Annotated in this window: 23 protein-coding genes; 13 read left to right on the top strand and 10 right to left on the bottom strand. The window is 61.3% G+C overall.

All coding sequences use genetic code 11. The features are described 5' to 3' along the window. Position 1: 1 nt before the first annotated feature. The 3 genes from JJD66_RS01555 to JJD66_RS01545 form a co-directional block, all read right to left on the bottom strand. Positions 2 to 961, bottom strand: a complete 960-nt coding sequence (locus tag JJD66_RS01555; RefSeq protein ID WP_034129204.1) for a 2-dehydro-3-deoxygalactonokinase — start codon at positions 959 to 961, stop codon at positions 2 to 4. 176 nt (positions 962 to 1,137) lie between these two features. Continuing rightward, positions 1,138 to 1,464: a DOPA 4,5-dioxygenase family protein gene (locus tag JJD66_RS01550; protein WP_200647470.1), complete on the bottom strand. Its 327-nt coding sequence runs from the start codon at positions 1,462 to 1,464 to the stop codon at positions 1,138 to 1,140. Between the two features lie 30 nt (positions 1,465 to 1,494). Continuing rightward, positions 1,495 to 2,445, bottom strand: a complete 951-nt coding sequence (locus JJD66_RS01545; RefSeq protein ID WP_105225273.1) for a choline sulfate utilization transcriptional regulator — start codon at positions 2,443 to 2,445, stop codon at positions 1,495 to 1,497. Positions 2,446 to 2,548: 103 nt separating this feature from the next. Here JJD66_RS01545 and betC point away from each other — a divergent pair, with 103 nt between their 5' ends. From betC to JJD66_RS01530, 3 genes are all read left to right on the top strand, one after another. Further along, positions 2,549 to 4,063, top strand: a complete 1,515-nt coding sequence (gene betC / locus JJD66_RS01540) for a choline-sulfatase (protein WP_198714568.1) — start codon at positions 2,549 to 2,551, stop codon at positions 4,061 to 4,063. A gap of 18 nt (positions 4,064 to 4,081) precedes the next feature. Further along, positions 4,082 to 4,996 carry a choline ABC transporter substrate-binding protein gene (gene choX, locus JJD66_RS01535; protein ID WP_200647469.1) on the top strand — a complete coding sequence of 305 codons (915 nt, stop codon included), beginning with the start codon at positions 4,082 to 4,084 and terminating at the stop codon, positions 4,994 to 4,996. A gap of 152 nt (positions 4,997 to 5,148) precedes the next feature. After that, the gene (locus tag JJD66_RS01530; protein ID WP_200647468.1) at positions 5,149 to 6,717 is read left to right on the top strand and encodes a SulP family inorganic anion transporter; all 1,569 of its coding nucleotides are present in this window, start codon (positions 5,149 to 5,151) and stop codon (positions 6,715 to 6,717) included. Between the two features lie 6 nt (positions 6,718 to 6,723). Here the strand turns inward: JJD66_RS01530 and aroE are convergent, their stop codons facing one another. Together aroE and hemF are read right to left on the bottom strand one after the other, a co-directional pair. Then, the gene (gene aroE, locus JJD66_RS01525) at positions 6,724 to 7,554 is read right to left on the bottom strand and encodes a shikimate dehydrogenase (RefSeq protein ID WP_200647467.1); all 831 of its coding nucleotides are present in this window, start codon (positions 7,552 to 7,554) and stop codon (positions 6,724 to 6,726) included. Next, complete coding sequence (gene hemF, locus JJD66_RS01520) at positions 7,554 to 8,486, bottom strand: oxygen-dependent coproporphyrinogen oxidase (protein ID WP_014716294.1); 933 nt, start codon at positions 8,484 to 8,486, stop codon at positions 7,554 to 7,556. Before hemF ends, aroE begins: the two co-directional genes overlap by 1 nt. A gap of 178 nt (positions 8,487 to 8,664) precedes the next feature. Between hemF and JJD66_RS01515 the strand changes: the two genes are divergently transcribed. Continuing rightward, the gene (locus JJD66_RS01515) at positions 8,665 to 9,642 is read left to right on the top strand and encodes a quinone oxidoreductase family protein (protein ID WP_105225267.1); all 978 of its coding nucleotides are present in this window, start codon (positions 8,665 to 8,667) and stop codon (positions 9,640 to 9,642) included. Positions 9,643 to 9,735: 93 nt separating this feature from the next. On the opposite strand, the gene JJD66_RS01510 is transcribed toward JJD66_RS01515, so the two are convergent. The 3 genes from JJD66_RS01510 to JJD66_RS01500 form a co-directional block, all read right to left on the bottom strand. Beyond that, the gene (locus tag JJD66_RS01510; protein ID WP_105225266.1) at positions 9,736 to 10,293 is read right to left on the bottom strand and encodes an L-threonylcarbamoyladenylate synthase; all 558 of its coding nucleotides are present in this window, start codon (positions 10,291 to 10,293) and stop codon (positions 9,736 to 9,738) included. A gap of 74 nt (positions 10,294 to 10,367) precedes the next feature. Then, positions 10,368 to 11,471: a DNA-processing protein DprA gene (gene dprA, locus JJD66_RS01505; RefSeq protein ID WP_200647466.1), complete on the bottom strand. Its 1,104-nt coding sequence runs from the start codon at positions 11,469 to 11,471 to the stop codon at positions 10,368 to 10,370. Positions 11,472 to 11,534: 63 nt separating this feature from the next. After that, a complete protein-coding gene (locus tag JJD66_RS01500; protein WP_200647465.1) occupies positions 11,535 to 12,311 on the bottom strand; it encodes a peptidoglycan-binding protein in 777 nt (258 codons plus the stop codon). A gap of 135 nt (positions 12,312 to 12,446) precedes the next feature. Here JJD66_RS01500 and def point away from each other — a divergent pair, with 135 nt between their 5' ends. From def to JJD66_RS01475, 5 genes are all read left to right on the top strand, one after another. Continuing rightward, on the top strand, positions 12,447 to 12,953 hold the full coding sequence (def, locus tag JJD66_RS01495) for a peptide deformylase (RefSeq protein WP_198714574.1): 507 nt from the start codon (positions 12,447 to 12,449) through the stop codon (positions 12,951 to 12,953). Positions 12,954 to 13,022: 69 nt separating this feature from the next. Beyond that, a complete protein-coding gene (gene fmt, locus JJD66_RS01490; protein ID WP_198714575.1) occupies positions 13,023 to 13,976 on the top strand; it encodes a methionyl-tRNA formyltransferase in 954 nt (317 codons plus the stop codon). After that, complete coding sequence (gene rsmB / locus JJD66_RS01485) at positions 13,973 to 15,283, top strand: 16S rRNA (cytosine(967)-C(5))-methyltransferase RsmB (RefSeq protein WP_200647464.1); 1,311 nt, start codon at positions 13,973 to 13,975, stop codon at positions 15,281 to 15,283. The genes fmt and rsmB overlap by 4 nt, the downstream gene beginning before the upstream one ends. 22 nt (positions 15,284 to 15,305) lie before the next feature. Further along, positions 15,306 to 16,679 (top strand): Trk system potassium transporter TrkA, encoded by a 1,374-nt coding sequence (trkA, locus tag JJD66_RS01480; RefSeq protein WP_014716287.1) that lies wholly within the window; start codon positions 15,306 to 15,308, stop codon positions 16,677 to 16,679. Between the two features lie 135 nt (positions 16,680 to 16,814). Continuing rightward, the gene (locus JJD66_RS01475) at positions 16,815 to 17,126 is read left to right on the top strand and encodes a tetratricopeptide repeat protein (protein WP_200647463.1); all 312 of its coding nucleotides are present in this window, start codon (positions 16,815 to 16,817) and stop codon (positions 17,124 to 17,126) included. A 131-nt stretch (positions 17,127 to 17,257) separates the two neighbouring features. Here JJD66_RS01475 and JJD66_RS01470 read toward each other — a convergent pair whose 3' ends face one another. Then, entirely contained in the window at positions 17,258 to 18,145 is an 888-nt protein-coding gene (locus JJD66_RS01470) for a lysophospholipid acyltransferase (protein WP_014716285.1), read from the bottom strand. Between the two features lie 40 nt (positions 18,146 to 18,185). Continuing rightward, complete coding sequence (locus tag JJD66_RS01465; RefSeq protein WP_198714578.1) at positions 18,186 to 18,743, bottom strand: DNA-3-methyladenine glycosylase I; 558 nt, start codon at positions 18,741 to 18,743, stop codon at positions 18,186 to 18,188. An 81-nt stretch (positions 18,744 to 18,824) separates the two neighbouring features. On the opposite strand from JJD66_RS01465, the gene glyQ reads away from it, so the two are divergent. The 4 genes from glyQ to JJD66_RS01445 all read left to right on the top strand — a co-directional run bounded on the left by glyQ (position 18,825) and on the right by JJD66_RS01445 (position 23,221). Continuing rightward, positions 18,825 to 19,778, top strand: coding sequence for a glycine--tRNA ligase subunit alpha (glyQ, locus tag JJD66_RS01460; RefSeq protein ID WP_003187265.1), 954 nt, complete (start codon positions 18,825 to 18,827; stop codon positions 19,776 to 19,778). Further along, on the top strand, positions 19,775 to 21,829 hold the full coding sequence (glyS, locus tag JJD66_RS01455; RefSeq protein ID WP_198790688.1) for a glycine--tRNA ligase subunit beta: 2,055 nt from the start codon (positions 19,775 to 19,777) through the stop codon (positions 21,827 to 21,829). The genes glyQ and glyS overlap by 4 nt, the downstream gene beginning before the upstream one ends. Continuing rightward, positions 21,829 to 22,368, top strand: a complete 540-nt coding sequence (gene gmhB / locus JJD66_RS01450) for a D-glycero-beta-D-manno-heptose 1,7-bisphosphate 7-phosphatase (RefSeq protein WP_200647490.1) — start codon at positions 21,829 to 21,831, stop codon at positions 22,366 to 22,368. Before glyS ends, gmhB begins: the two co-directional genes overlap by 1 nt. A gap of 82 nt (positions 22,369 to 22,450) precedes the next feature. Next, the gene (locus JJD66_RS01445) at positions 22,451 to 23,221 is read left to right on the top strand and encodes a lysophospholipid acyltransferase family protein (RefSeq protein WP_003187258.1); all 771 of its coding nucleotides are present in this window, start codon (positions 22,451 to 22,453) and stop codon (positions 23,219 to 23,221) included. Positions 23,222 to 23,267: the final 46 nt, after the last annotated feature.

The following is a 23,267-nucleotide window of genomic DNA, read 5'->3' as shown; positions in this document are numbered from 1 at the left end:
GTCAGGCCTCCAGTACAGGTCGAATGAGCCCGGCGGCTTGCGCCAGTTGCCACAGGCCACGCTCGGTGGCTTCTTGCGCCAGGCTGACGTGGGCAAATCCGCAAAGGGCGAGGGCGCGTTGATAGCGGGCGCAAAGTGCAGCAGCGCCGACCAGGATGATCGGCTGATGTTTGGCCGAATCTGGCAAGCCGGCGAGCTCATGGCCGATGAGCAGGCCAGACAGGTAATCGGGTTGCTGGTCGGGCGCCAGCTGCGCGGTGAGCCCAAGGGTACGGGCACTGAACAGGGTCGAAAGCACGCCACGCTGGCCATCGTTGGACAGCGCCACGCGCACGCCTTGATCAAACGCCTCAGCCTGGAACTGCTCGCTCGCTTGTTGGGTACGCCCCAGGATGCTGTGCTTGCTCAACACCGCAAACACTTCGCCAGTCATGAAGGTATCGAAATGGGTAATGCGGCCTTCCACCACCTCGACCCACTTGGAATGGCTGCCGGGCAGGCCGATCAACACCTGGGGCCCAAGGCCTTGCAGTACGCCGAGTACTTGGGTTTCTTCGCCACGCATGACATTGGGCAGACCCACTTGCTCGATCACCCCCGGCACGATATGCACCTGCACCCCACGCAGGCTGCGTATGCCATGCAACGCCTGGCCGAGACTGGCGACATCCACCGGCGTGCTGCGATAGGCCGCCTCGCTCCAACCCTGTGCGCTGCCGACCATGCCGCAAGCGATTACCGGCAGCCCGGGCTGGGCATCAAGCCAATCGCCGCAGGCGCTATCGAACGCCAGCTCAAAGCCGTCAGTGCATAACACACCGGCTATTTCCCGGGGCTCTGTGGGCAAATGCATGATGCCCCAGGCTTGCGAGCGCTGTTCCAGCACAACGCCCGCGGGGCCGAGTTTGTAAGCACGAAGGGAGCTGGTCCCCCAATCGAGCGCGATCAATTGCGCCTGCATCGCTTCACCTGAAATGAGTGGGTGCTGAAAAAAGCAGATGGGCGAATATAAACCTAGGGGGCGCAATATCTCAATATATAAATATCAATCCCATATAATGAGACAAGACAAGATAAATCCTACAACTATTCTTATTTTTACTTAGGGAAAGACACGGATTTATCGGGTAAGAAAGGTTAAAAAATCGACAAGTCCAGCTCGCGCATCGCGCCCATCCAGATGGCGTAATCGGTGTGGTCCTTGAGGTCGTCACCGGTTTCAGGGTGCAGGAACACCACCAGACCATTGCGATGCAGCGCCAGCCACGGCAACACCACGCCGATATATTCCGGCTCGAACGCCAACTGGCAACTCCAATCCGGGTGCGGGCCCACGGGCCTCTCGTGCACGCGGCCCATGCGCAGCGGGAACAACTTGGCGGCCTCTTCACAGAGCGTGCGCGCTTGCTCGATCGTGCTGGCGTCGAAGTAGATATGGGCGTGGTAGCCCTTGATACGTTGCATGACTGACTCCGGTTCCCCTGTGCGCCGATCCTAGACCGCAATCGACGGCAGGGCCAGCCCGGTCAAAGACTGCGCGCTGCTGGCCTGCTCCGCCACCAACCACTCGACAAAGCGGTCCACCAACTGCCCGCGGCGTTTGCGCTGGGGCTGCACCACGTAATAGCCCAAGCGCGACGTCACTGTGGGGCTGATCGGCCGGCACAGCCAATTCTGCTCCAGCAGGTTATCCACCAGGTGGCGCCAGCCGATGGCGACGCCCTGGCCGGCAATCGCCGCCTGGATCAGCAAGGTGTAGTTGTCAAAGCGCAATTGCCCAGGGGTCGGCGCAGCCGTGATACCCAATTCACGGAACACACCGTTCCAGTCGAACCACTGGCTGTTGTTTTCCTGGCGCAGGTGCAGCAACGGGCAGTCTTGCAAGGTCTGCACCGTCAGGGGCGCGACCTGCTCCTTGAGCCACTGTGGGCTGCACACCGGGAACACTTCCTCATTGAACAACCACAGGCTCTCGCCCTGCTTGAAACGGCCATCGCCGAACAGCACCGCCACATCAATATCGCTGCGCAGGGTGGCCGGGTTGCGCTCACTGGTGACCAGGCTGACATCCACCTGCGGGTTGGCCTGGTGAAAGCGATGCAGCCTTGGCATCAGCCAATAGGCGGCGAAGGCAAAGTCGGTGGCGACTTGCAGCACTTCATGCTGACTTTGTTGAGTGATGGCGCCGAGCCCCTGGTTGATGTTCTGCAGGCCGCCTTGCACATGCTCGAACAGCAGGGCACCGGCGTCGGTCAGTTCGATGCCGCGGTAAATGCGATCAAACAGGCGGATCGCCAGTTGCTCTTCAAGGCGTTTGATCTGCTGGCTGACCGCCGGTTGGGTGGTACCCAGCTCCATCGCGGCCGCGGTGAAACTGCGATGGCGTGCCGCCGCCTCAAAGGCGCGCAGCAAATCGAGAGAAAGGTCACCAAGCGCCTCATACATAAGCTCAACTTATCCTAGTCATTGCTGCGCATGGGCTTTACCCCATAATTCATGGGCCGCATGCTCATTGGCATAAACACTGCCTATGGAATGCCGAGAAACCATGAAGCGCAAGAACATTCTTTTCATCATGGCCGATCAGATGGCCGCGCCGATGCTGCCGTTCTACGGGCCTTCCCCGATCAAGCTGCCCAACCTCAGCCGCCTGGCGGCGCAAGGCGTGGTGTTCGACGCCGCCTATTGCAACAGCCCGCTGTGCGCACCGTCGCGCTTCACCTTGGTGAGTGGCCAATTGCCGAGCAAGATCGGCGCCTATGACAACGCCGCCGATTTCCCCGCCGATGTGCCGACCTATGCCCACTACTTGCGCCGCCTGGGCTACCGCACCGCACTGTCGGGCAAGATGCACTTCTGCGGCCCCGACCAGTTACACGGCTATGAGGAGCGCCTGACCAGCGACATCTATCCCGCCGACTACGGCTGGGCAGTGAACTGGGATGAGCCAGACGTACGCCCTACCTGGTATCACAACATGTCCTCGGTGCTGCAAGCCGGACCGTGCGTGCGCACCAACCAGCTGGATTTCGACGAAGAGGTGGTGTTCAAGGCCCAGCAATATCTGTTCGACCATATCCGTGAGGAAGGTGACCAGCCATTTTGCCTGACGGTGTCGATGACCCATCCCCACGACCCTTACACCATTCCCAAGCCGTTCTGGGACTTGTACGCAGACACCGACATCCCAATGCCCGCGACGCCGCCCCAGGCCGACCTCGACCCGCATTCCCAGCGGCTGCTCAAGGTTTATGACTTGTGGGACAAACCGCTGCCTGTGGATAAGATCCGCGACGCCCGCCGCGCCTACTTCGGTGCCTGCAGCTACATCGACAGCAACGTCGGCAAGCTGCTGCAGACCCTGGAAGACACCGGCCTGGCCGACGACACCCTGATCATTTTCTCAGGCGACCACGGCGACATGCTTGGCGAGCGCGGCCTCTGGTACAAAATGCACTGGTTTGAAATGGCCGCCCGCGTGCCGCTGCTGATCAGTGCGCCGGGGCAGTTCGCCGCTGGCCGCGTCACCCAGGCCGTGTCGACCGCCGACTTGTTGCCCACCCTGGTGGAATTGGCCGGCGGGGAACTGGACCTGCACTTGCCGCTGGACGGCCGCTCACTGGTCCCGCACTTGCAGGGGCAGGGCGGGCATGACGAAGTGTTTGGCGAATACATGGCCGAAGGCACCGTCAGCCCATTGATGATGATTCGCCGGGGCGCCTACAAATTCATCTACAGCGAGGACGATCCTTGCCTATTGTTCGATGTTAACAACGACCCGAGCGAGCAGGAAAACCTCAGCCAGTCAGTTGAACATCGGCCATTGTTCGAGGCGTTCTTGCGTGAAGCGCGGGCTAAATGGGATATCCCGGCGATCCATCAACAGGTGCTCGCCAGCCAACGCCGTCGCCGCCTGGTGTTTGAAGCGCTGACCCATGGCAAGCTCAAGAGCTGGGATCACCAGCCACTGGTAGACGCCAGTCAGCAGTACATGCGCAACCATATCGACCTTGATGACCTGGAGCGCAAAGCACGTTTTCCACAACCCTGCCAAAACCAATAAGTAGACAGAGGGAAGGCCATGCAAAAGTTGACCGTGGTACTGAGTTTGGTGGTGCTCAGCAGCGCCCAGGTGTACGCAGACACTCGCTGCGAAACGGTAAAGATGGCCGATCCAGGCTGGAGCGATATTGCCGCCACCAACGCTATCACCAGTTTCCTGCTGACGGGCATGGGCTATCAACCCAAGGTCGACACCCTGGCGGTGCCAATTACCTTCGGCGGGCTCAAGGACGGCCAGGTGGATGTCTTCCTCGGCAACTGGATGCCGGCGCAGCAGGGCTTCTACGACAAGTTCGTGGCCAACGGCGATGTGGTGCAACTGGCGAAGAACCTGGAGGGCACCGAGTTCACCCTCGCCGTGCCGGACTATGTGTGGGACGCCGGGGTGCATGACTTTGCCGACCTGAATAAATTTGCCGACAAGTTCGACAAGAAGATCTACGGCATTGGCTCCGGCGCGCCAGCCAATATCTCGCTGCAGGAGATCATCAAGAAGAATGATTTCGACCTTGGCCAATGGAAGCTGATCGAGTCCAGCGAACAGGCGATGCTCGCAGAGGTCTCGCGAGCGGTGAAAAAACAGCGTTTTATCACCTTTCTCGGCTGGACCCCGCACCCGATGAACGTGCAACTGAAAATGCGCTACCTCAAGGGCGGCGAGCAGTACTTTGGTGCCACCGGCAGCGTCTATACCTTGACCCGCAAGGGTTACGCACAAGCGTGCCCCAATATCGGAAAACTGCTGACCAACCTGAGTTTTACCCAGGCCATGGAGAACAGCATCATGGCTGACGTGGCCAACAACAAGGTCAGCAATGCGCAGGCGGCGAAGGCGTGGATCAAGGCCAACCCGGCGGTGCTGGACCAGTGGCTGGAGGGCGTGAAAACCCTGGAGGGCCAGGAGGCGTTACCGGCGGTAAAAGCCAAACTCTGACGCTTCCCGGCGACCCTGTGGGAGCTGGCTTGCCTGCGATAGCATCACCCCGGTATACCTGTCACACCGAGGCGCCAGCATCGCAGGCAAGCCAGCTCCCACAAGTACCCATGCATTGATACTCTTGCCAAAACCCTTTACCCGAGCCTGCGATGCCCCGGCCCAACCGCCATACACTTTTGCCCTTCCTGCGCTGGCTGCCGCGCCAAACGCGCGCCAGCGTCGGCCGGGATGCCATCGTCGGCCTCAGCGGCGCGGTGCTTGCGCTGCCGCAGTCGATTGCCTACGCACTGATCGCCGGTCTCCCACCCGAATACGGGCTCTACGCCGCCATCATCCCGGTATTGATCGCTTGCCTGTGGGGCTCGTCCTGGCACCTGATCTGCGGGCCCACGGCCGCCATCTCCATCGTGCTTTACGCCAGCATCAGCCCATTGGCCGTGCCAGGTTCACAGGACTACATCACCCTCATCCTGTTACTGACCTTCCTCGCCGGGGTGTTCCAGTGGTTGCTCGGCCTGCTGCGCTTCGGCGCGTTGGTGAACTTTGTCTCCCATTCGGTGGTGCTGGGATTCACCCTGGGCGCCGCCGTAGTGATCGCCTTGGGGCAACTGCCCAACCTGCTCGGCTTGGATTTACCGAGCCAGGCCACGGCTATCAATGGCCTGCTGGCGCTGATCGACCATCGTGGCGAGTGGGACCACGCGTCCCTGGCCTTGGGGCTGGGTACGTTGCTGGCAGGTATGCTGCTCAAGTACCTGGTACCACGCTGGCCGACACTGTTGATCGCCTTGGTGTTGGGCAGCGTGGCGGCATGGCTGTGGCCGGCGATGTTCGGGCATGTGGCACGGGTCAGTTCGTTTATTGGCAAACTACCGCCGTTCAGCCCGTTGCCAATGGATCTGGATCTGGTACTGCGCCTGCTGCCCAGTGCCGTGGCGGTGGGGATGTTGGGGTTGGTGACCAGCCTGTCGATTGCCCGTTCGCTGTCCGCCCGCTCGCAACAACTGCTCGACGCCAACCAGGAAGTACGCGCCCAGGGTTTATCCAACATCGTGGGCGGATTTTTTTCCGGCTACTTGTCAGCCGGATCGTTCACCCGCTCGGGTCTCAGTTATGAGGCGGGTGCCTGTTCGCCATTGGCGGGGGTGTTTTCGGCCCTGTGGGTGGCGCTATTCGCGTTATTTGGCGCAGCGTTGATTGCGCATATTCCGATCCCGAGCATGGCGGCGAGCATCCTGCTGATCTGCTGGGGCCTGGTGGACCACCGCGGCATTCGTGCGCTGTTCCGGGTCAGCCGCGCCGAATTTGTGGTGATGAGCCTGACCTGTATCGCCACCTTGTTGTTGGAGCTGCAAACGGCGATCTATGCCGGGGTACTGGCGTCGCTGTTTTTCTACCTCAAGCGCACCTCGCAGCCACGGGTGCAACACTGGCGCGACGGTGAAGCGGATGTGTTGCGGGTGGGCGGCTCGATCTTTTTTGGCGCCAGCCATTACCTGCAAGTGCGCCTGCAACGTCTGCAGGGTGAGCGGGTGGTGATCGAGGCGCAGCAGATCAACTTTATCGACTATTCCGGGGTGGAGATGCTGCACCAGGAGGCGCGGCGGTTGGCGGGGTTGGGCCGTAGCTTGACGTTGCGTGGGGCCAGGCCGCAGGTGGTTGAGGAGTTAATGAAGCTGGAGGGGCCGGATAACTGCCCCCTCCATTTCGAAGACTAAACCCGATCAACTGTGGGAGCTGGCCAATTGCAGGCGCAGTTCGGCCAGTACGGGCGCCGAATCCGGACGCACACCGCGCCACAGCAAGAAGGCTTCCGCCGCTTGTTCCACCAGCATGCCCAAGCCATCCATCGCCACCGCCGCGCCTTGCTCGCTCGCCCAGCGGCAGAATGCAGTGGGTTCCTTGGCGTACATCATGTCGTAGCAGAAGGTCTTGCCCGGCTCGATCAGGCTGCCGGCAATCGGCGGTACATCGCCTGACAGGCTGGCCGACGTGGCATTGATGATCACGTCCACCGGCTCACGCAACCAGTCGTAACCACTGGCAGACACCGGGCCCAGGTCATCGAACAGCTCAGCCAGTCGCTCGGCCTTTTCCACGGTGCGGTTGGCGATGATCAACGACGAGGGTTGCTGCGCCAGCAATGGCTCCAGCGCACCGCGCACCGCGCCACCGGCGCCCAATAACAGGATGCGTTTGCCTTGCAGGCTCAGCCCGGCATTGACCGTCAAGTCGCGCACCAGGCCCGCGCCGTCGGTGTTGTCGCCCAACAACGTGCCGTCAGCCAATTTGCTCAAGGTGTTCACGGCGCCGGCGCGCTGCGCCCGTTCGGTCAGGGTATTGGCCAAGCGATAGGCCTCTTCCTTGAACGGCACGGTCACGTTGGCGCCACGGCCGTGTTGGAAGAACTCACGGGCACAGGCGGTGAAGTCCTCCAACGGCGCGAGCATCGTGCTGTAGTCCAGTTGCTCGCCGGTCTGGGCGGCGAACAGACGGTGAATCAACGGCGACTTGCTGTGGCCGATGGGGTTACCGAACACGACATAACGGTCCATCACACCGCCGCCTTGGGCGCGGCAACGCCGAGCCAGTCACGGTCTTGCAGGAAGTAGTCGGTGAGACGCGCCTCTTCGCTGCCGGCTTCGGCCTTCCAGTCGTAGCTCCAGCGTACCTGGGGTGGCAGCGACATCAGGATCGACTCCGTACGCCCGCCCGATTGCAGGCCGAACAGGGTGCCACGGTCGTAGACCAGGTTGAACTCAACGTAGCGGCCCCGGCGGAACTCCTGGAACTGGCGTTGTTGCTCGGTGTACGCCATGGCCTTGCGACGCTGCACAATCGGCAGGTAAGCATCGATATAGGCATCGCCGATAGCGCGGATGAAGGCGAAGCAGGTGTCAAAGCCCCACTCGTTCAAGTCATCGAAAAACAGCCCACCGATGCCACGGGGCTCGTTGCGATGCTTGATGTGGAAGTAGGTGTCACACCAGGCCTTGTAGCGGGAGTACACGTCCGGGCCAAACGGTGCACAGGCCTGCTCGGCCACGCGGTGCCAGTGAATGCAGTCTTCTTCATTGCCGTAATACGGGGTGAGATCAAAGCCACCGCCGAACCACCACACCGGTTCTTCACCTTCTTTTTCAGCGATGAAAAACCGCACATTGGCGTGGGAAGTCGGTACATGCGGGTTATGCGGATGGATCACCAGCGACACACCCAGGGCCTCAAACCCACGGCCCGCCAGTTCAGGGCGATGGGCACTGGCAGACGGGGGCAGACCGCTGCCGAACACGTGGGAAAAGTTGACACCGCCTTTTTCGATCACCGAACCGTTTTCCATCACTCGGGTACGACCGCCACCGCCGGCAGGCCGGGTCCAGGCGTCTTCGATAAAGCGAGTGTCCGTCTCGAAGGTTTCCAGGGCGCTGCAAATGCGGTCTTGCAGGTCAAGCAGGTAGGCTTTAACGGCCTCGGTGCGGGTAGTCATGGCATCACCTTGAATCGGGCAAAGCTACGCGAGGCCCATGGGGCGTCGGCGGCAAATGGGCGCACAGGATACCACTGCGCCTACATGCCACTGCACTTAGGTGCGCAGCAGTTGACGAGGATCAAGCTTAGGAGTCCGATAGGGGGCTACGCAGATTCGAACCCAAGGAGAAGTGCAGATGGCCAAACGTATCCAGTTCAGCGCCCATGGCGGCCCCGAAGTACTTGAATATGTGGACTACACGCCAGCGGAGCCTGGCCCACAGCAGGTTCGGGTGCGCAACGAGGCCATCGGCCTGAACTTCATCGACACCTATTTCCGCAGTGGTCTCTACGCGCCACCCGCCCTGCCATCGGGCCTGGGTGCGGAAGGCGCTGGCGTGGTGGACGCGGTGGGCAGTGAAGTCAGCCAATTCAAAGTTGGCGACCGCGTGGCCTACGGCAGCGGCCCGCTGGGTGCCTACAGCGAGCTGCATGTGTTGCCTGCCGCCAACCTGGTGCACCTGCCGGATGAGATCAGCTTCGAACAGGCCGCCGGTGCCATGCTCAAAGGCCTGACCGTGCAATACCTGTTGCGCCAGACCTATGAGCTCAAAGGCGGTGAAACCATTTTGTTCCACGCCGCTGCTGGTGGCGTGGGTTCCCTGGCCTGCCAATGGGCCAAGTCCCTGGGGGTGAAGTTGATCGGCACGGTCAGTTCCCCGGAAAAAGCCGCCCTGGCCAAATCACTCGGCGCCTGGGAAACCATCGACTACAGCAAGGAAGATGTCGCACAACGCGTACTGGAATTGACTGACGGCAAGAAGTGCCCGGTGGTGTACGACGGCGTCGGCAAGGACACCTGGCTGACCTCACTGGATAGTGTGGCGCCGCGGGGTTTGGTGGTGAGCTTCGGCAACGCATCGGGTGCGGTGGATGGGGTAAACCTGGGGATTCTGTCGGCGAAGGGTTCGCTGTACGTAACCCGGCCAACGTTGGCGACCTACGCCAACAATGCTGCAAACTTGCAGGCGATGGCGGACGATCTGTTTTCGATGATCAAGAGCGGCAAGGTGCGCATTGATATCAACCAGCGCTACCCGCTGGCGGAGGCGGCCAAAGCGCAGACGGAGTTGTCGGGGCGGCGCACGACTGGCTCAACCATCCTGCTGCCTTAAGGGCCTCATCGCAGGCAAGCCAGCTCCCACATTTGACGGCGAACACTGATCAAATGTGGGAGCTGGCTTGCCTGCGATGGGTGCACTGCGGTCTCAGGAGGGGCGCACCACATCACCCGTCACCAGGTCCCGAATCAGGCTCGGGTTCTTGCGCCCACCCAGGGCGCCGCCCAGCACCAAGTCCACTTGCCCGCGAAAATACTGCTCCACGCGAAGCCGCGTGCGGGCCGCCGGGCGGCCCTGAGGGTTGGCCGAGGTGGAAATCAACGGGCCGACCTGGGCGCACAAATCCCTCACCAACGGGTGATCACTGACCCGCAGCGCAACGGTTTCATGCACACCCGTGACCCATTCGGGCAGCAAGTCTTGATGGGGCACCAGCCAGGTATTCGGCCCTGGCCAGGTGCTGGCCATGCGTTCGATCCACGTTTGCGGGAAATCTTCAAACAGAAAGTCGAACTGACGAATATTGTCCGCCACCAGGATCAGGCCTTTGTCGACCGAGCGGTTCTTGATCGCCAGCAGTCGATCCACTGCTTCTTCGTTCCACGGGTCGCAGCCCAGGCCCCAAACCGCTTCGGTCGGATAGGCGATCACTGCGCCTGCGCGAATTTCCCGTGCGGCTTCCAGCACACGCCACCTGTTGACCATTGTTTACTCTCCGGACTAAAGCTCTGGGCAGTTTACCGATCTTCGTTACAAAACCTAGCGCCAAAAACGGGCCACTACAAAAGCGGACACCGCGCCAGCCAACGCCCGCTTTCGCAAATCACCTGGCCCTCCAACTCCAGCTCTGTCAGGGTGGCCAGTACTTGGGACAACGGCCGACCGCTGGCAATCGCCAAGGCTTCGCTGCTATGCGGTGCCGCGTGCAGCAGCGCCACCAACGGATGGGTCACGGGCACCGGCGCAGCATGGGACAACCGCTGCCAACCGCGCAGGCTTTCAAGAATGTGCTCGATGGTTTCCACAAGCACCGCGCCATCACGGATCAGTTGATGACAGCCCTTGGCGGCGGGGTGGTGGATGGAGCCTGGAATCGCATACACCTCGCGCCCTTGCTCCGCCGCCAGGCGTGCGGTGATCAGCGAGCCGCTGGCCATACTGGCCTCCACCACCAGCACGCCTAACGACAGCCCGCTGATAATCCGGTTGCGCCGTGGGAAATTGCCGGCCTGGGGCGCTGCATCCAGCGGAAATTCGGAAACCACGGCGCTGCCTTGGGCAATCATCGCGGCGGCGAGCCTGCGATGGCGCTGTGGATAAAAATTTTCCAGGCCAGTGCCGAGCACGCCGATGGTATGGCCGCCTACGTCCAATGCCGCCTGGTGTGCCGCGCCGTCAATGCCCACCGCCAGCCCACTGGTGATGACAAAACCGGCGCTCGCCAGGCTACGGGAAAAGGCCGCTGCCGTGTCCATGCCCGGGCGAGAGGCACGCCGGCTTCCGACCATGGCCAACTGTGGTTTTTCCAGAATAGCGGGGTCGCCCGCCACGAATAACAACGGCGGCGCATCGTCGATCTGCGCGAGCAACGCCGGGTAATCAGGTTGGTCCCACATCAGCAAATGCTGGGCCGGGCGCGCCAGCCAGGCCAACGCTTCACTGGCACCGTCACGGACTTTGGGGCTACGTCGGGCCTCGGCACTGACGGTGGGTAAACCGAGGGAACGCCAGGCGCTGGCGGGAGCACTCAGGGCCTTGGAAGCGCAGCCAAAGGCTTCGACCAATACGTGAAAACGCTTGGGCCCCAGTTCTGGCAGCCTGTGCAAGCGTAGCCGGGCTTCCAGCTCTGCCGGGGAAATATCGCTACTGTTTATCGGATTCATATGATCATCCTTGACCGGAACAAGCTGTGGATAACTCTGTTGGTAACTTATTTAGCCGGCTATTTATTGCGCTTGATCAGCCGTCTCGAAACGGTCTTGCACGGCTAGCGACCGTGAAGCGCTGAGCACCAGGGCATAGCTGAGCTTTTTATAGGTGCGAAACACCAGAAGGGTGCCGGCTCGCTCATCCGGGAGTGGTGTGGGCGTGCCGGTGAGGGCGTCTCGCACGGTGGCGCCAGCCTTAATTACCGTCAGCAGTTGGCCCTCCACCAGGCCATCGCGGCGGCCCTTGTTCAGGGTCACAGCGTCGAGCACGCCAATCTGCGTGACGCCCTTGGGGATGTCGATGATGTGCCCTGTAATCAAGGGTGCAGGTTTGCACGGCTCCAGGTTCGCCAAAGCAACGGGAGGCTCGGCGCGCAACAAGCGGTCGCCTGGGCGGATTTCCTGGGTCACCCGTTGCACTGCGAGGGTGGTGAGGCTGTCGGCAAGCACAAAGCGCGCAGTGCCGATGTCGTCGGCATTGATGCCGAGTAACTCCTGGGTAACGGGGTCGGTGTAGGCCTTGCCTCGCCGAAAGATCCCGTAGCTCGGCTGGGCCGGGTCCAGACGCCCGCGCGCATGCACACGCTCGTCGTTGGCACCCAGCACGCGCCCGCCTTGCGCCGCAATAATGTAAGGCGCGTTATCCAGGTCCTCGGGCGAGTCAAAAATACGGTTGTGCAGTAAAAAATGCTGGATGGCCTGTTGCGCTGCCTGATCCAGGCGCTCAGTAGGTTGCGCAATCAACGCCGTGGCGAACGGGGCCCACAGCAGCAAGACGAGTAGCGATTTCCTCATGGGGTGAATCTCCTTTATTATGTGCGTTCGCGTGAAATGCCATGGCCTTCGCGGCTTCCGAGCGTTTCACACCGGCCGTATGGGTCCATCCCACGGCCGATTTGTCTCTTCCTCACATGTGCAGCAATTACGCTTATGGCTATTTTGAACATCCTCGAATTTCCCGACTCGCGCCTGCGCACGATCGCCAAGCCGGTGGCCGTAGTGGACGACAAGGTTCGTCAGTTGGTCGATGACATGTTTGAAACAATGTATGAAGCCCCGGGCATCGGCCTCGCCGCTACCCAGGTCAACGTGCATCTGCGTGTCGTGGTCATGGACCTGTCGGAAGATCGCAGCGAACCTCGGGTGTACATCAACCCTGAGTTCGAACCGCTGACCGAAGAGATGGGCGAATACCAGGAAGGCTGCCTGTCGGTGCCGGAGTTCTACGAAAATGTGGAACGCCCGCTACGCGTGAAGATCAAGGCGCTGGACCGTGAGGGCAAGCCTTTCGAACTGGTTGCCGAAGGCCTGCTGGCGGTGTGTATCCAGCATGAATGCGACCACCTCAACGGCAAGCTGTTTGTCGATTACCTGTCCACGCTCAAGCGTGACCGCATCAAGAAGAAGCTGGAAAAAAAGCATCGCCAGCAAGCCTGATGCCCTTCTTCCAAAGGCTTGCTGCGGCAAGCCTTTTTCTTTTGTGACTGCTTTTAACCGAGAACTCCCATGACCGAGCCATTGCGCATTGTTTTTGCCGGCACTCCCGAATTTGCCGCCGAACACCTCAAGGCGCTGCTTGCCAGCCCTTATGACATCGTCGCGGTGTACACCCAGCCGGATCGCCCGGCCGGTCGCGGGCAAAAACTGATGCCGAGCCCGGTCAAGCAATTAGCGCTGGAGCACAACATTCCTGTGCTGCAGCCGCAGACCCTGCGTAACGCCGACGCCCAGGCTGAACTGGCCGCGCTGAAGCCGGACCTGCTGGTGGTGGTGGCTTACGGTTTGATCCTGCCTCAGGCTGTGCTGGATATCCCGCGCCTGGGTTGCATCAACAGTCATGCTTCACTGCTGCCACGCTGGCGTGGTGCGGCGCCGATTCAGCGCGCCGTTGAAGCGGGCGATCAAGAGAGCGGCGTGACCGTGATGCGCATGGAAGCCGGCCTGGATACCGGGCCGATGCTGCTCAAAGTCACCACGCCGATCTCCGCCCAAGACACCGGCGGCAGCCTGCACGACCGCCTGGCTGAGCTGGGGCCGCCCGCCGTGATCCAGGCCATCGCCGGCCTGGCTGCCGGCACCCTGCAAGGTGAAATCCAAGACGACAGCCTGGCCACCTACGCCCACAAGCTGAACAAGGACGAAGCGCGCATTGACTGGAGCCGCCCAGCCGTGGAGCTGGAGCGCCTGGTACGTGCCTTCAACCCATGGCCGATCTGCCACAGCACCCTGAACGGCGAAGCCTTGAAAGTGTTGGCGGCGACCCTGGCCGATGGCGCAGGCGCTCCCGGCGAGATCATCGGCGCCAGCAAAGACGGCCTGTTGGTGGCTTGCGGTGAACAGGCGCTGTGCCTGACGCGCCTGCAATTGCCCGGCGGCAAGGCGCTGAACTTCAGCGATTTGTTCAACAGTCGTCGTGAGAAATTCGCCCCGGGTACCACGCTTGGAGTGGTCACTCAATGAACCCACGTCTGGCCGCCGCCAAGGCTCTCGCCGCCGTGCTCAACGGCAAGGCTTCGCTGAACAGTTCCCTGCCGACGCAGTTGGATAAGGTTGAAGACCGCGACCGCGGGTTTACGCAGGACCTGGCCTTGGGCACCGCCCGTTGGCAGCCACGGTTGTCTGCGTTGGCCGCCAAGCTGCTGCAAAAACCGTTCAAAGCGGCGGACGCGGATGTCGAGGCGCTGTTGCTGGTGGGTCTCTACCAGTTGCTCTACACCCGCGTGCCGGCCCACGCCGCTATCGGTGAAACCGTCGGTTGCGCCGACAAGCTGAAAAAGCCCTGGGCCAAGGCCCTGCTCAATGCCGTGCTGCGCCGCGCCCAGCGTGAAAGCGAAGCGCTGTTGGCCGAGCTGGAACATGATCCGGTGGTGCGCACCGCCCACCCGCGCTGGCTGCAAAAATCCCTGAAGGCCTTTTGGCCCGAGCAATGGGAGGCTATCTGCGCGGCCAACAACGCGCACCCGCCGATGATCCTGCGGGTCAACCGTCGCCACCACAGCCGGGATGCATACCTGCAATTATTAGCCGACGCGGCCATCAACGCCACCCCGTGTGTGTACAGCACGGACGGCATCGTGCTGGAAGCCGCCGCCGATGTACGCAGCCTGCCGGGCTTTGCCGAAGGCTGGATCAGCGTGCAGGACGAGGCCGCGCAATTGGCTGCCGACCTGCTCGATTTGGCCCCCGGCCAGCGCGTACTCGACGCCTGCTGCGCGCCAGGCGGTAAGACGTGTCACATCCTTGAGGTTGAAAAAGACCTGGCCGGTGTGGTGGCTGTGGACCTTGAGGCCAAGCGCCTGGTGCGCGTGCGGGAAAACCTTGCCCGCCTGGGCCTCAGCGCCGACCTGATCGCCGCCGACGGCCGCGACACCGCCACCTGGTGGGACGGCAAGCCATTCCAGCGCATCCTGCTGGACGCTCCCTGCTCGGCCACCGGCGTGATCCGACGTCATCCGGACATCAAGCTGACCCGCCAGCCCGACGACATCGCCGCCCTGGCGGTGTTGCAAGGCGAACTGCTCGACGCGCTGTGGCCGACTCTGGAAGTCGGCGGCATCCTGCTTTACGCCACCTGCTCCACCTTGCCCACCGAAAATACCGAGGTCATCCAAGCCTTCCTCGCCCGCACCAGCGGCGCGCGTGAGCTGGACCTCGCTACCACGGCCGGCATCAAGCAGCCCCACGGTCGCCAACTGCTCGCGCAGGAAGGCGGGCACGATGGCTTCTACTACGCCAAACTGATCAAGATCGCCGCCGCGCGCGGCTGAATGGTTTTAAGGGAGTGACCGGATGAAAATCATCATCCTTGGAGCAGGGCAGGTTGGTGGCACGCTGGCCGAACATTTGGCCGGTGAAGCCAACGACATCACCGTGGTCGACACCGATGCCGAGCGCCTGCGCAACCTGGGCGACCGCCTGGACATTCGTACGGTGCAAGGTCGCGCGTCGTTTCCGACGGTGCTGCGTCAGGCCGGTGCCGACGATGCCGACATGCTGGTGGCTGTGACCAACAGCGACGAGACCAACATGGTCGCCTGCCAGGTCGCCCACACCCTGTTCCACACCCCGACCAAGATCGCTCGGGTGCGGGAAGCGGCCTACCTGACCCGCGCCGGCCTGTTCGATAACGACGCCATTCCGGTGGACGTATTGATCAGCCCGGAACAGGTGGTCACCCACTACATCAAGCGTCTGATCGAAATTCCTGGCGCCTTGCAGGTGATCGATTTCGCCGAGGGCAAGGCGCAACTGGTGGCGGTAAAGGCGTACTACGGCGGGCCGTTGGTGGGCCAGCAACTGCGCCAGCTGCGTGAGCACATGCCAAACGTGGAAACCCGCGTCGCCGCGATTTTCCGCCGTGACCGGCCGATCCTGCCCCAGGGCGACACGGTGATCGAGGCTGACGACGAAGTGTTTTTCATCGCCGCCAAGGCGAATATTCGTGCGGTCATGAGCGAAATGCGCAGGCTCGACGAGAGCTACAAACGCATCGTCATCGCCGGCGGTGGGCAGATTGGCGAGCGTTTGGCCGAAGCCATCGAAAGCCGCTATCAGGTGAAGATCATCGAGATGAGCCCGACGCGGTGCCGGCATTTGTCCGACACCCTCGACAGCACTGTCGTACTGCAAGGCAGCGCCTCGGACCGTGATCTCCTGATGGAAGAGAACATCGCCGACGCGGATATCTTCCTGGCCCTGACCAACGATGACGAAGCCAATATCATGTCGTCCTTGCTCGCCAAGCGGCTGGGGGCGAAGAAGGTGATGACCATCATCAACAACCCGGCCTATGTGGACCTGATCCAGGGCGGCGATATCGACATTGCCATCAGCCCGCAGTTGGCGACCATCGGTACCTTGCTCGCCCACGTGCGCCGTGGCGACATTGTCAGCGTGCACTCGTTGCGCCGTGGCGCAGCGGAAGCCATCGAGGCGATTGCCCACGGTGACTCCAAGTCCAGCAAAGTGATTGGCAAGGCGATCCGCGATATCGGCCTGCCGCCCGGTACCACCATTGGCGCGATCATTCGCGATGAAGAAGTGATCATTGCCCATGACGATACGGTGATCGCCACCGGAGACCACGTGATTTTGTTCCTTGTGGATAAAAAACATATTCGCGATGTTGAGAAGCTGTTCCACGTGGGGCTGAGTTTTTTCTGATTAAAAAATTGTGTGAGCCTGCGGCCGCCATCGCGGGCAAGCCCGCTCCCACATGTGATCGCGTTCCAAGTGTGGGAGCGGGCTTGCCCGCGATGACGATATCGAAACCGCTATGTAGCTAAAGGATGCACAGCCATGCTCGAATCCCTGGAAAAAATGCTCGCCAAGGGTGTGGATAATTCATTGCTGCGCTTTGGCCTGGGCAAGGGTTATCTGGACCTGAAGGACAACGCAAAGGCGGCCGAACATTTGCAGCGATGCGTCGAGTTCGATCCGAAGTACTCGGCGGCGTGGAAGTTGTTGGGCAAGGCGCGGCTGGGATTGGAAGATCGCGCGGCAGCACGCCTGGCATGGAAGAAGGGCATCGAAGCCGCCCAGGCCCATGGCGACAAACAGGCCGAAAAAGAAATGACGGTGTTCCTGAAGAAACTTGATCGCCAAACCTGAGGTGATCACCTGTGGGAGCTGGCTTGCCTGCGATAGCATCACCTCGGTATATCAGGCACTCCGAGGTGATGCTATCGCAGGCAAGCCAGCTCCCACATTTGATCTCCATTGGGCTGGAGGTCAGCGGTGAGTCAATACCACCGCGCCTCGCCCGGCGGGCGCTTCTTGAAGCGCTTCATGCTCCACATGTACTGGCTCGGGTAGGCGCCCACATAGCGCTCCACCACTTTGCTCATCGCCGCGCAGGAGGTGGCGGTGTCGGTGCTGTACATGTCCTCCGGCGCCGCTTCCAGAATCACCTTGTAGCCCGAGCCGTCCGGCAGGCGCAGGGCGTGCAGGAATACGCCAACGGCCTTGTGGCCCGCGAGCATGTTCGGCACGAATTTACTGGTGAGCGCCTGGGTGGCAAAAAACGGTACGAAGATCCCGGCGGACTCAGCCGGCTCCGGGTCGGCAGGAATGCCCACCTGGCCGCCTTTGCGCACTTCCTTGATCACACTGAGAATGCCTTCCTTGGTGGAAGCCGCCACGCGGTTGCCCAACTGCACGCGCTGCTTGCGCAACAACTCGTCCACGGCCTTGAGCTTGGGCGGGCGATAGAAAATGATCGGTTTGCACTGGCTGCAGTAGAAGTGGTTCAACACTTCCCAATTGCCTAGATGGCTGGTGATGCCCACCACGCCTTTGCCAGAAGCCAGGGCCTCGTGCAGCACTTCCAGGCCCTCGACTTCGCGGACCAGGTCGATGGAGCGCTGCGCCGGCCAGATCCACGCACAGGCGCTTTCAGTGAGGGACTTGCCGATGTCCATCAGGCTGCGGCCCACCAGGCGCTCGCGCTCTGCCGGGTCCATGTCCGGGAAGCATTTGGAGAGGTTTATCCGCACCGTATCGCGGGAACGGTTGGGGGTTTTCCACATGATCCAGCCGATCCCTGTGCCGACGGCTTGTACAGCGCGCCAGGGCAGCAGGGCAAACAACCGAAGAGCGCCTACCAGCAAGGCGCCTTTAAACTTTTCCACAGGTCACTCCTGATCGTGTGTGGTGCGCAAAGCCAGCATTCTAACCGGCGTTGGCCAACTCCGCGTAACGGTCGCAGTCCTGAGTGTGGTCCATGACCATGCCCGAGGCCTGCATGAAGGCGTAGCAGATGGTCGGCCCGACGAAGGTGAAGCCGGCCTTTTTCAAGGCTTTGCTCATGGCTTCGGCTTCGGGCGTGATCGCCGGGACGTCGCTGCGATCTTTGAAGTGATTGACCTTGGGTTTGCCGCCGACAAACGACCACAGCAACCCCACCGGGTCTTCCAGCGCCAGCCAGGCCGCGGCGTTGCGCCGGGTAGCGTTGAGCTTCAAGCGATTGCGCACGATGCCCGGGTCCTGCATCAGCACCTCGATTTCTTCATCGCTCAATTGCGCCAGACGTTGCGCGTCAAAGCCGAACAACACCTTTCGATAATGCTCGCGTTTGCGTAAAACGGTGATCCAGGACAGGCCTGCCTGGAACCCTTCGAGCAAAAGCAACTCGAACAAACCCTGCGCATCGCGCAGCGGCGTTCCCCACTCTTGATCGTGATAAGCCATGTACAGCGGATCTTCAGAACACCAAAAGCAGCGTGGCATAAGGCTCCAGGGAGTGGTGGCGGGGCCGAATCGGGTATACTCCCGCTCTTTAAATCGCAGCCCAAGTAACAGGTGAATTTCGTGAGCCAGCCTACGCCAGCCGTGCGTACCTTCCAAGACTTGATCCTCGCCCTCCAGCAATACTGGGCCGAGCAAGGTTGTGTGGTACTTCAGCCCTACGATATGGAAGTAGGCGCCGGCACTTTCCACACCGCTACATTCCTACGGGCCATCGGCCCGGAAACCTGGAACGCCGCTTATGTGCAGCCCAGTCGCCGCCCGACTGACGGCCGCTACGGCGAAAACCCGAACCGTCTGCAGCACTACTACCAGTTCCAGGTGGTATTGAAGCCCAACCCGGACAACTTCCAGGAGCTGTACCTGGGCTCGCTCAAGCATGTGGGCCTGGACCCACTGGTGCACGACATTCGTTTCGTCGAAGACAACTGGGAATCGCCAACACTGGGCGCCTGGGGCCTGGGCTGGGAAGTCTGGCTCAATGGCATGGAAGTGACGCAGTTCACCTACTTCCAGCAAGCCGGCGGCATCGAGTGCTACCCGGTCACCGGCGAAATCACCTATGGCCTTGAGCGCCTGGCCATGTACCTGCAAGGCGTGGACTCGGTCTACGACCTGGTATGGGCTGACGGCCCGTTCGGCAAGGTGACCTACGGCGATGTTTTCCATCAGAACGAGGTGGAGCAGTCCACCTACAACTTCGAACACGCCAACGTCGACAAGCTGTTCGAACTGTTCGACTTCTATGAAAGCGAAGCCAAGCGCCTGATCGAACTCGACCAGCCGCTGCCGTTGCCAAGCTATGAAATGGTGTTGAAGGCGTCCCATACCTTCAACCTGCTGGATGCCCGCCGTGCCATCTCGGTTACTGCGCGCCAGCAATACATCCTGCGTGTGCGCACCCTGGCGCGTTCCGTCGCCCAAGCCTACCTGCTGGCTCGCGCCAAGCTGGGCTTCCCGATGGCAACCCCGGATTTGCGTGATGAAGTGTTGGCTAAGCTGGAGGCTGCACAATGAGTGCTCAAGATTTCCTGGTTGAACTGGGCACCGAAGAGCTGCCACCCAAGGCCCTCAATACCCTGGCCGATGCATTCCTGGCCGGTATCGAAAAAGGCCTGCAGACCGCAGGCCTGAAGTTTCAAGCCAAGAAGGTCTATGCCGCGCCGCGCCGCCTGGCGGTACTGTTGACCGCGCTGGAAACCCAGCAGCCGGACCGCAGCATCAACCTGGACGGCCCACCGCGCCAGGCGGCTTTCGACGCCGAAGGCAACCCGACCCAAGCCGCCCTTGGCTTTGCCAAGAAGTGTGGCGTGGAGTTGAGCGAGATCGACCAGAGCGGCCCGAAACTGCGTTTCAGCCAGGTCATCACCGGCAAGCCGACCGCCAGCCTGTTGCCGACCATTGTTGAAGACTCCCTGAACGACCTGCCTATTCCCAAGCGCATGCGCTGGGGTGCGCGCAAGGAAGAGTTCGTGCGTCCGACCCAATGGCTGGTGATGCTGCTCGGTGACCAGGTCATCGATTGCACCATCCTCGCCCAGAAGGCCGGTCGTGAGTCCCGTGGTCACCGCTTCCATCATCCAGAAAGCGTGCGTATCACTTCGCCGGCCAACTACCTCAACGACCTGCGCGCTGCTTATGTGCTGGCCGACGCCAATGAGCGTCGCGAGCTGATCAGCAAGCGCACCGAAGAATTGGCCCGCCTGCAGGAAGGCACCGCCATCGTGCCGCCAAGCCTGCTGGACGAAGTGACCGCCCTGGTGGAATGGCCGGTGCCGCTGGTGTGCTCGTTCGAAGAGCGTTTCCTCGATGTGCCGCAAGAAGCCTTGATCACCACCATGCAGGACAACCAGAAATACTTCTGCCTGCTGGATGTGGACGGTAAGTTGTTGCCGCGTTTTATCACCGTGGCCAACATCGAAAGCAAAGACCCGCAGCAGATCATCGCCGGTAACGAAAAAGTCGTGCGCCCGCGCCTGACCGACGCCGAGTTCTTCTTCAAGCAAGACAAGAAGCAGAAGCTGGAAGACTTCAACCTGCGCCTGCAAAACGTGGTGTTCCAGGAAAAACTCGGCAGCGTCTACGACAAGGCCGTGCGTGTGTCCAAGCTGGCGGCCTACATTGCCCCACGTATTGGCGGTGATGCCGCATGGGCTGCGCGTGCCGGCTTGCTGTCCAAGTGCGATCTGGCCACCGAAATGGTCGGCGAGTTCCCTGAGATGCAAGGTGTTGCCGGTTACTACTACGCCCTCAACGACGGCGAGCCGGACGATGTCGCCCTGGCCCTGAACGAGCAGTACATGCCACGCGGTGCCGGTGCAGAACTGCCGACCACCCTGACGGGTGCGGCTGTGGCGATTGCCGACAAGCTCGATACGCTGGTGGGTATCTTCGGTATCGGCATGCTGCCCACCGGCAGCAAAGACCCGTATGCCCTGCGCCGTGCGGCATTGGGCGTGCTGCGTATCCTGATCGACAAGAAGCTGGACCTCGACCTGACCCAGGCCGTGGTATTCGCCGTCGGCCAGTTCGGCACCAAGGTCAAGCAAGCCGGCCTGGCCGAGCAAGTGCTGGAGTTCGTGTTCGACCGCCTGCGTGCGCGTTACGAAGACGAAGGCGTGGACGTTTCCGTCTACCTGTCGGTACGTGCCCTGCAACCGGGTTCGGCACTGGACTTCGACCAGCGTGTACAAGCCGTGCAAGCGTTCCGCAAGCTGCCGGAAGCCGATGCCCTGGCCGCCGTGAACAAGCGCGTGTCGAACCTGCTGAGCAAGGCCGATAACCTCGGCAGTGCCGAAGTCGACCCTGGCCTGTTTGCCGACGCCAAGGAGTTCTCGCTGAACTCGGCCATCGCCAAGGCAGAGAACGCCGTGAAGCCGCTGATCGCCGAGCGTGACTACGCGCAAGCGTTGGCGCGCCTGGCGTCTCTGCGTGAACCGGTAGACGCGTTCTTCGAAGCGGTGATGATCAATGCCGACGATGCCGGCGTGCGCAAAAACCGCTACGCGATGCTCGCGCGCCTGCGTGGTTTGTTCATCAATATCGCCGACATCTCCGTACTGGGCTGATCATGTTGAAACTGCTGATTCTCGATCGGGACGGGGTGATCAACTACGACTCCGACGCTTACATCAAGTCGGTGGAGGAGTGGATCCCGCTGCCCGGTTCGATCGAGGCCATCGCGCAGTTGAGCAAAGCCGGCTGGACGGTGGCCATCGCCACCAACCAGTCCGGCATCGCCCGCGGTTACTACGACATCGCGACCCTGGAGGCCATGCATGCGCGTTTGCGCACGTTAGTGGCCGAGCAGGGCGGCGAGGTGGGGCTGGTGGTTTATTGCCCCCACGGGCCGGATGAGGGCTGCGATTGCCGCAAGCCCAAGCCTGGCATGTTGAAAATTATTGCAGAACATTACAAGGTGCCCTTGGCTGGGATATGGTTCGTCGGGGACAGCCTCGGTGACCTGGAGGCTGCCAAAGCCGTCGACTCTCAGCCAGTTTTGGTTAAAACCGGAAAAGGCGAAAAGACCCAGGCTAAAAACCTGCCGGTAGGCACCTTGATTTTTGACGATCTGGCGGCCGTTGCCGCAGAACTTATCAACAACTAGCCGCCCTCGACTTCCTGACCAAGGACTGTTCGGGAGTGCGCTTTTAACAGGCGGGCCGTGTCCCGCAACGGTAAATGCCGCCATGTCGATCTTGCAGGCCATCAGAACCTTTTTCTTTTACCTGCTGCTGGGCACCAGTTCGTTTCTCTGGTGCACCCTGAGCTTTTTTATTGCACCGTTCCTGCCCTTCAAGGCGCGCTATCGCTTCATCAACGTCTACTGGTGCCGCTGCGCGTTGTGGCTGAGCAAGGTGTTCCTGAATATTCGTTTCGAGGTCAAGGGCGCTGAAAACGTCCCTGATCAGCCGTGCGTGATTCTCTCGAACCACCAGAGCACTTGGGAGACGTTCTTCCTCTCTGCGTATTTCTCGCCGTTGAGCCAGGTGCTCAAGCGCGAGTTGCTGTATGTGCCATTCTTCGGCTGGGCCATGGCGATGTTGCGTCCGATCGCCATCGACCGGGACAACCCCAAGGCTGCGCTCAAGCATGTCGCCAAGAAGGGCGATGAGTTGCTCAAGGACGGCGTCTGGGTGCTGATCTTCCCTGAGGGCACGCGGGTCCCCTACGGCACAGTGGGCAAGTTCTCACGCGGTGGTACCGCCCTGGCGGTCAACGCCAACCTGCCTGTGCTGCCGATTGCGCATAACGCTGGCAAGTTCTGGCCCAAGACTGGCTGGGCTAAACGCCCAGGCACTATCACCGTAGTGATCGGCGAACCGATGTACGCAGAAGGCGAAGGACCACGTGCCATCGCCGCCCTGAACGACCGCGCTGCGGCGTGGAATGAGGCGCAGCAACGGGCCATGGGCTCCCTGCCTCCGGAACCGGTGGTGGTGGAGACGCCGGCCGTTTGAGCATCTGTGGATAACCTGTGTACGCTTTGTTGGCGAATTGGCTTTT

This window comes from Pseudomonas sp. MF6751 (genome assembly GCF_016613265.1).
Lineage (GTDB): Bacteria > Pseudomonadota > Gammaproteobacteria > Pseudomonadales > Pseudomonadaceae > Aquipseudomonas > Aquipseudomonas fluorescens_BV.
The sequence above is the reverse complement of the archived record's forward strand: the minus strand, read 5'-3'. Positions and strand labels throughout refer to the sequence as shown.

Bases quoted from the DNA above. Each gene is read 5' to 3' on its own strand.
- JJD66_RS01545 (WP_105225273.1), bottom strand. From the start codon at position 2,445: ATGTATGAGGCGCTTGGTGACCTTTCTCTCGATTTGCTGCGCGCCTTT.
- betC (WP_198714568.1), top strand. From the start codon at position 2,549: ATGAAGCGCAAGAACATTCTTTTCATCATGGCCGATCAGATGGCCGCG.
- JJD66_RS01530 (WP_200647468.1), top strand. From the start codon at position 5,149: ATGCCCCGGCCCAACCGCCATACACTTTTGCCCTTCCTGCGCTGGCTG.
- fmt (WP_198714575.1), top strand. From the start codon at position 13,023: ATGACCGAGCCATTGCGCATTGTTTTTGCCGGCACTCCCGAATTTGCC.
- choX (WP_200647469.1), top strand. From the start codon at position 4,082: ATGCAAAAGTTGACCGTGGTACTGAGTTTGGTGGTGCTCAGCAGCGCC.
- hemF (WP_014716294.1), bottom strand. From the start codon at position 8,486: ATGACTACCCGCACCGAGGCCGTTAAAGCCTACCTGCTTGACCTGCAA.
- JJD66_RS01550 (WP_200647470.1), bottom strand. From the start codon at position 1,464: ATGCAACGTATCAAGGGCTACCACGCCCATATCTACTTCGACGCCAGC.
- JJD66_RS01510 (WP_105225266.1), bottom strand. From the start codon at position 10,293: ATGGTCAACAGGTGGCGTGTGCTGGAAGCCGCACGGGAAATTCGCGCA.
- aroE (WP_200647467.1), bottom strand. From the start codon at position 7,554: ATGGACCGTTATGTCGTGTTCGGTAACCCCATCGGCCACAGCAAGTCG.
- JJD66_RS01515 (WP_105225267.1), top strand. From the start codon at position 8,665: ATGGCCAAACGTATCCAGTTCAGCGCCCATGGCGGCCCCGAAGTACTT.
- JJD66_RS01500 (WP_200647465.1), bottom strand. From the start codon at position 12,311: ATGAGGAAATCGCTACTCGTCTTGCTGCTGTGGGCCCCGTTCGCCACG.
- dprA (WP_200647466.1), bottom strand. From the start codon at position 11,471: ATGAATCCGATAAACAGTAGCGATATTTCCCCGGCAGAGCTGGAAGCC.
- glyS (WP_198790688.1), top strand. From the start codon at position 19,775: ATGAGTGCTCAAGATTTCCTGGTTGAACTGGGCACCGAAGAGCTGCCA.
- JJD66_RS01445 (WP_003187258.1), top strand. From the start codon at position 22,451: ATGTCGATCTTGCAGGCCATCAGAACCTTTTTCTTTTACCTGCTGCTG.
- trkA (WP_014716287.1), top strand. From the start codon at position 15,306: ATGAAAATCATCATCCTTGGAGCAGGGCAGGTTGGTGGCACGCTGGCC.
- JJD66_RS01475 (WP_200647463.1), top strand. From the start codon at position 16,815: ATGCTCGAATCCCTGGAAAAAATGCTCGCCAAGGGTGTGGATAATTCA.
- JJD66_RS01555 (WP_034129204.1), bottom strand. From the start codon at position 961: ATGCAGGCGCAATTGATCGCGCTCGATTGGGGGACCAGCTCCCTTCGT.
- def (WP_198714574.1), top strand. From the start codon at position 12,447: ATGGCTATTTTGAACATCCTCGAATTTCCCGACTCGCGCCTGCGCACG.
- rsmB (WP_200647464.1), top strand. From the start codon at position 13,973: ATGAACCCACGTCTGGCCGCCGCCAAGGCTCTCGCCGCCGTGCTCAAC.
- JJD66_RS01465 (WP_198714578.1), bottom strand. From the start codon at position 18,743: ATGCCACGCTGCTTTTGGTGTTCTGAAGATCCGCTGTACATGGCTTAT.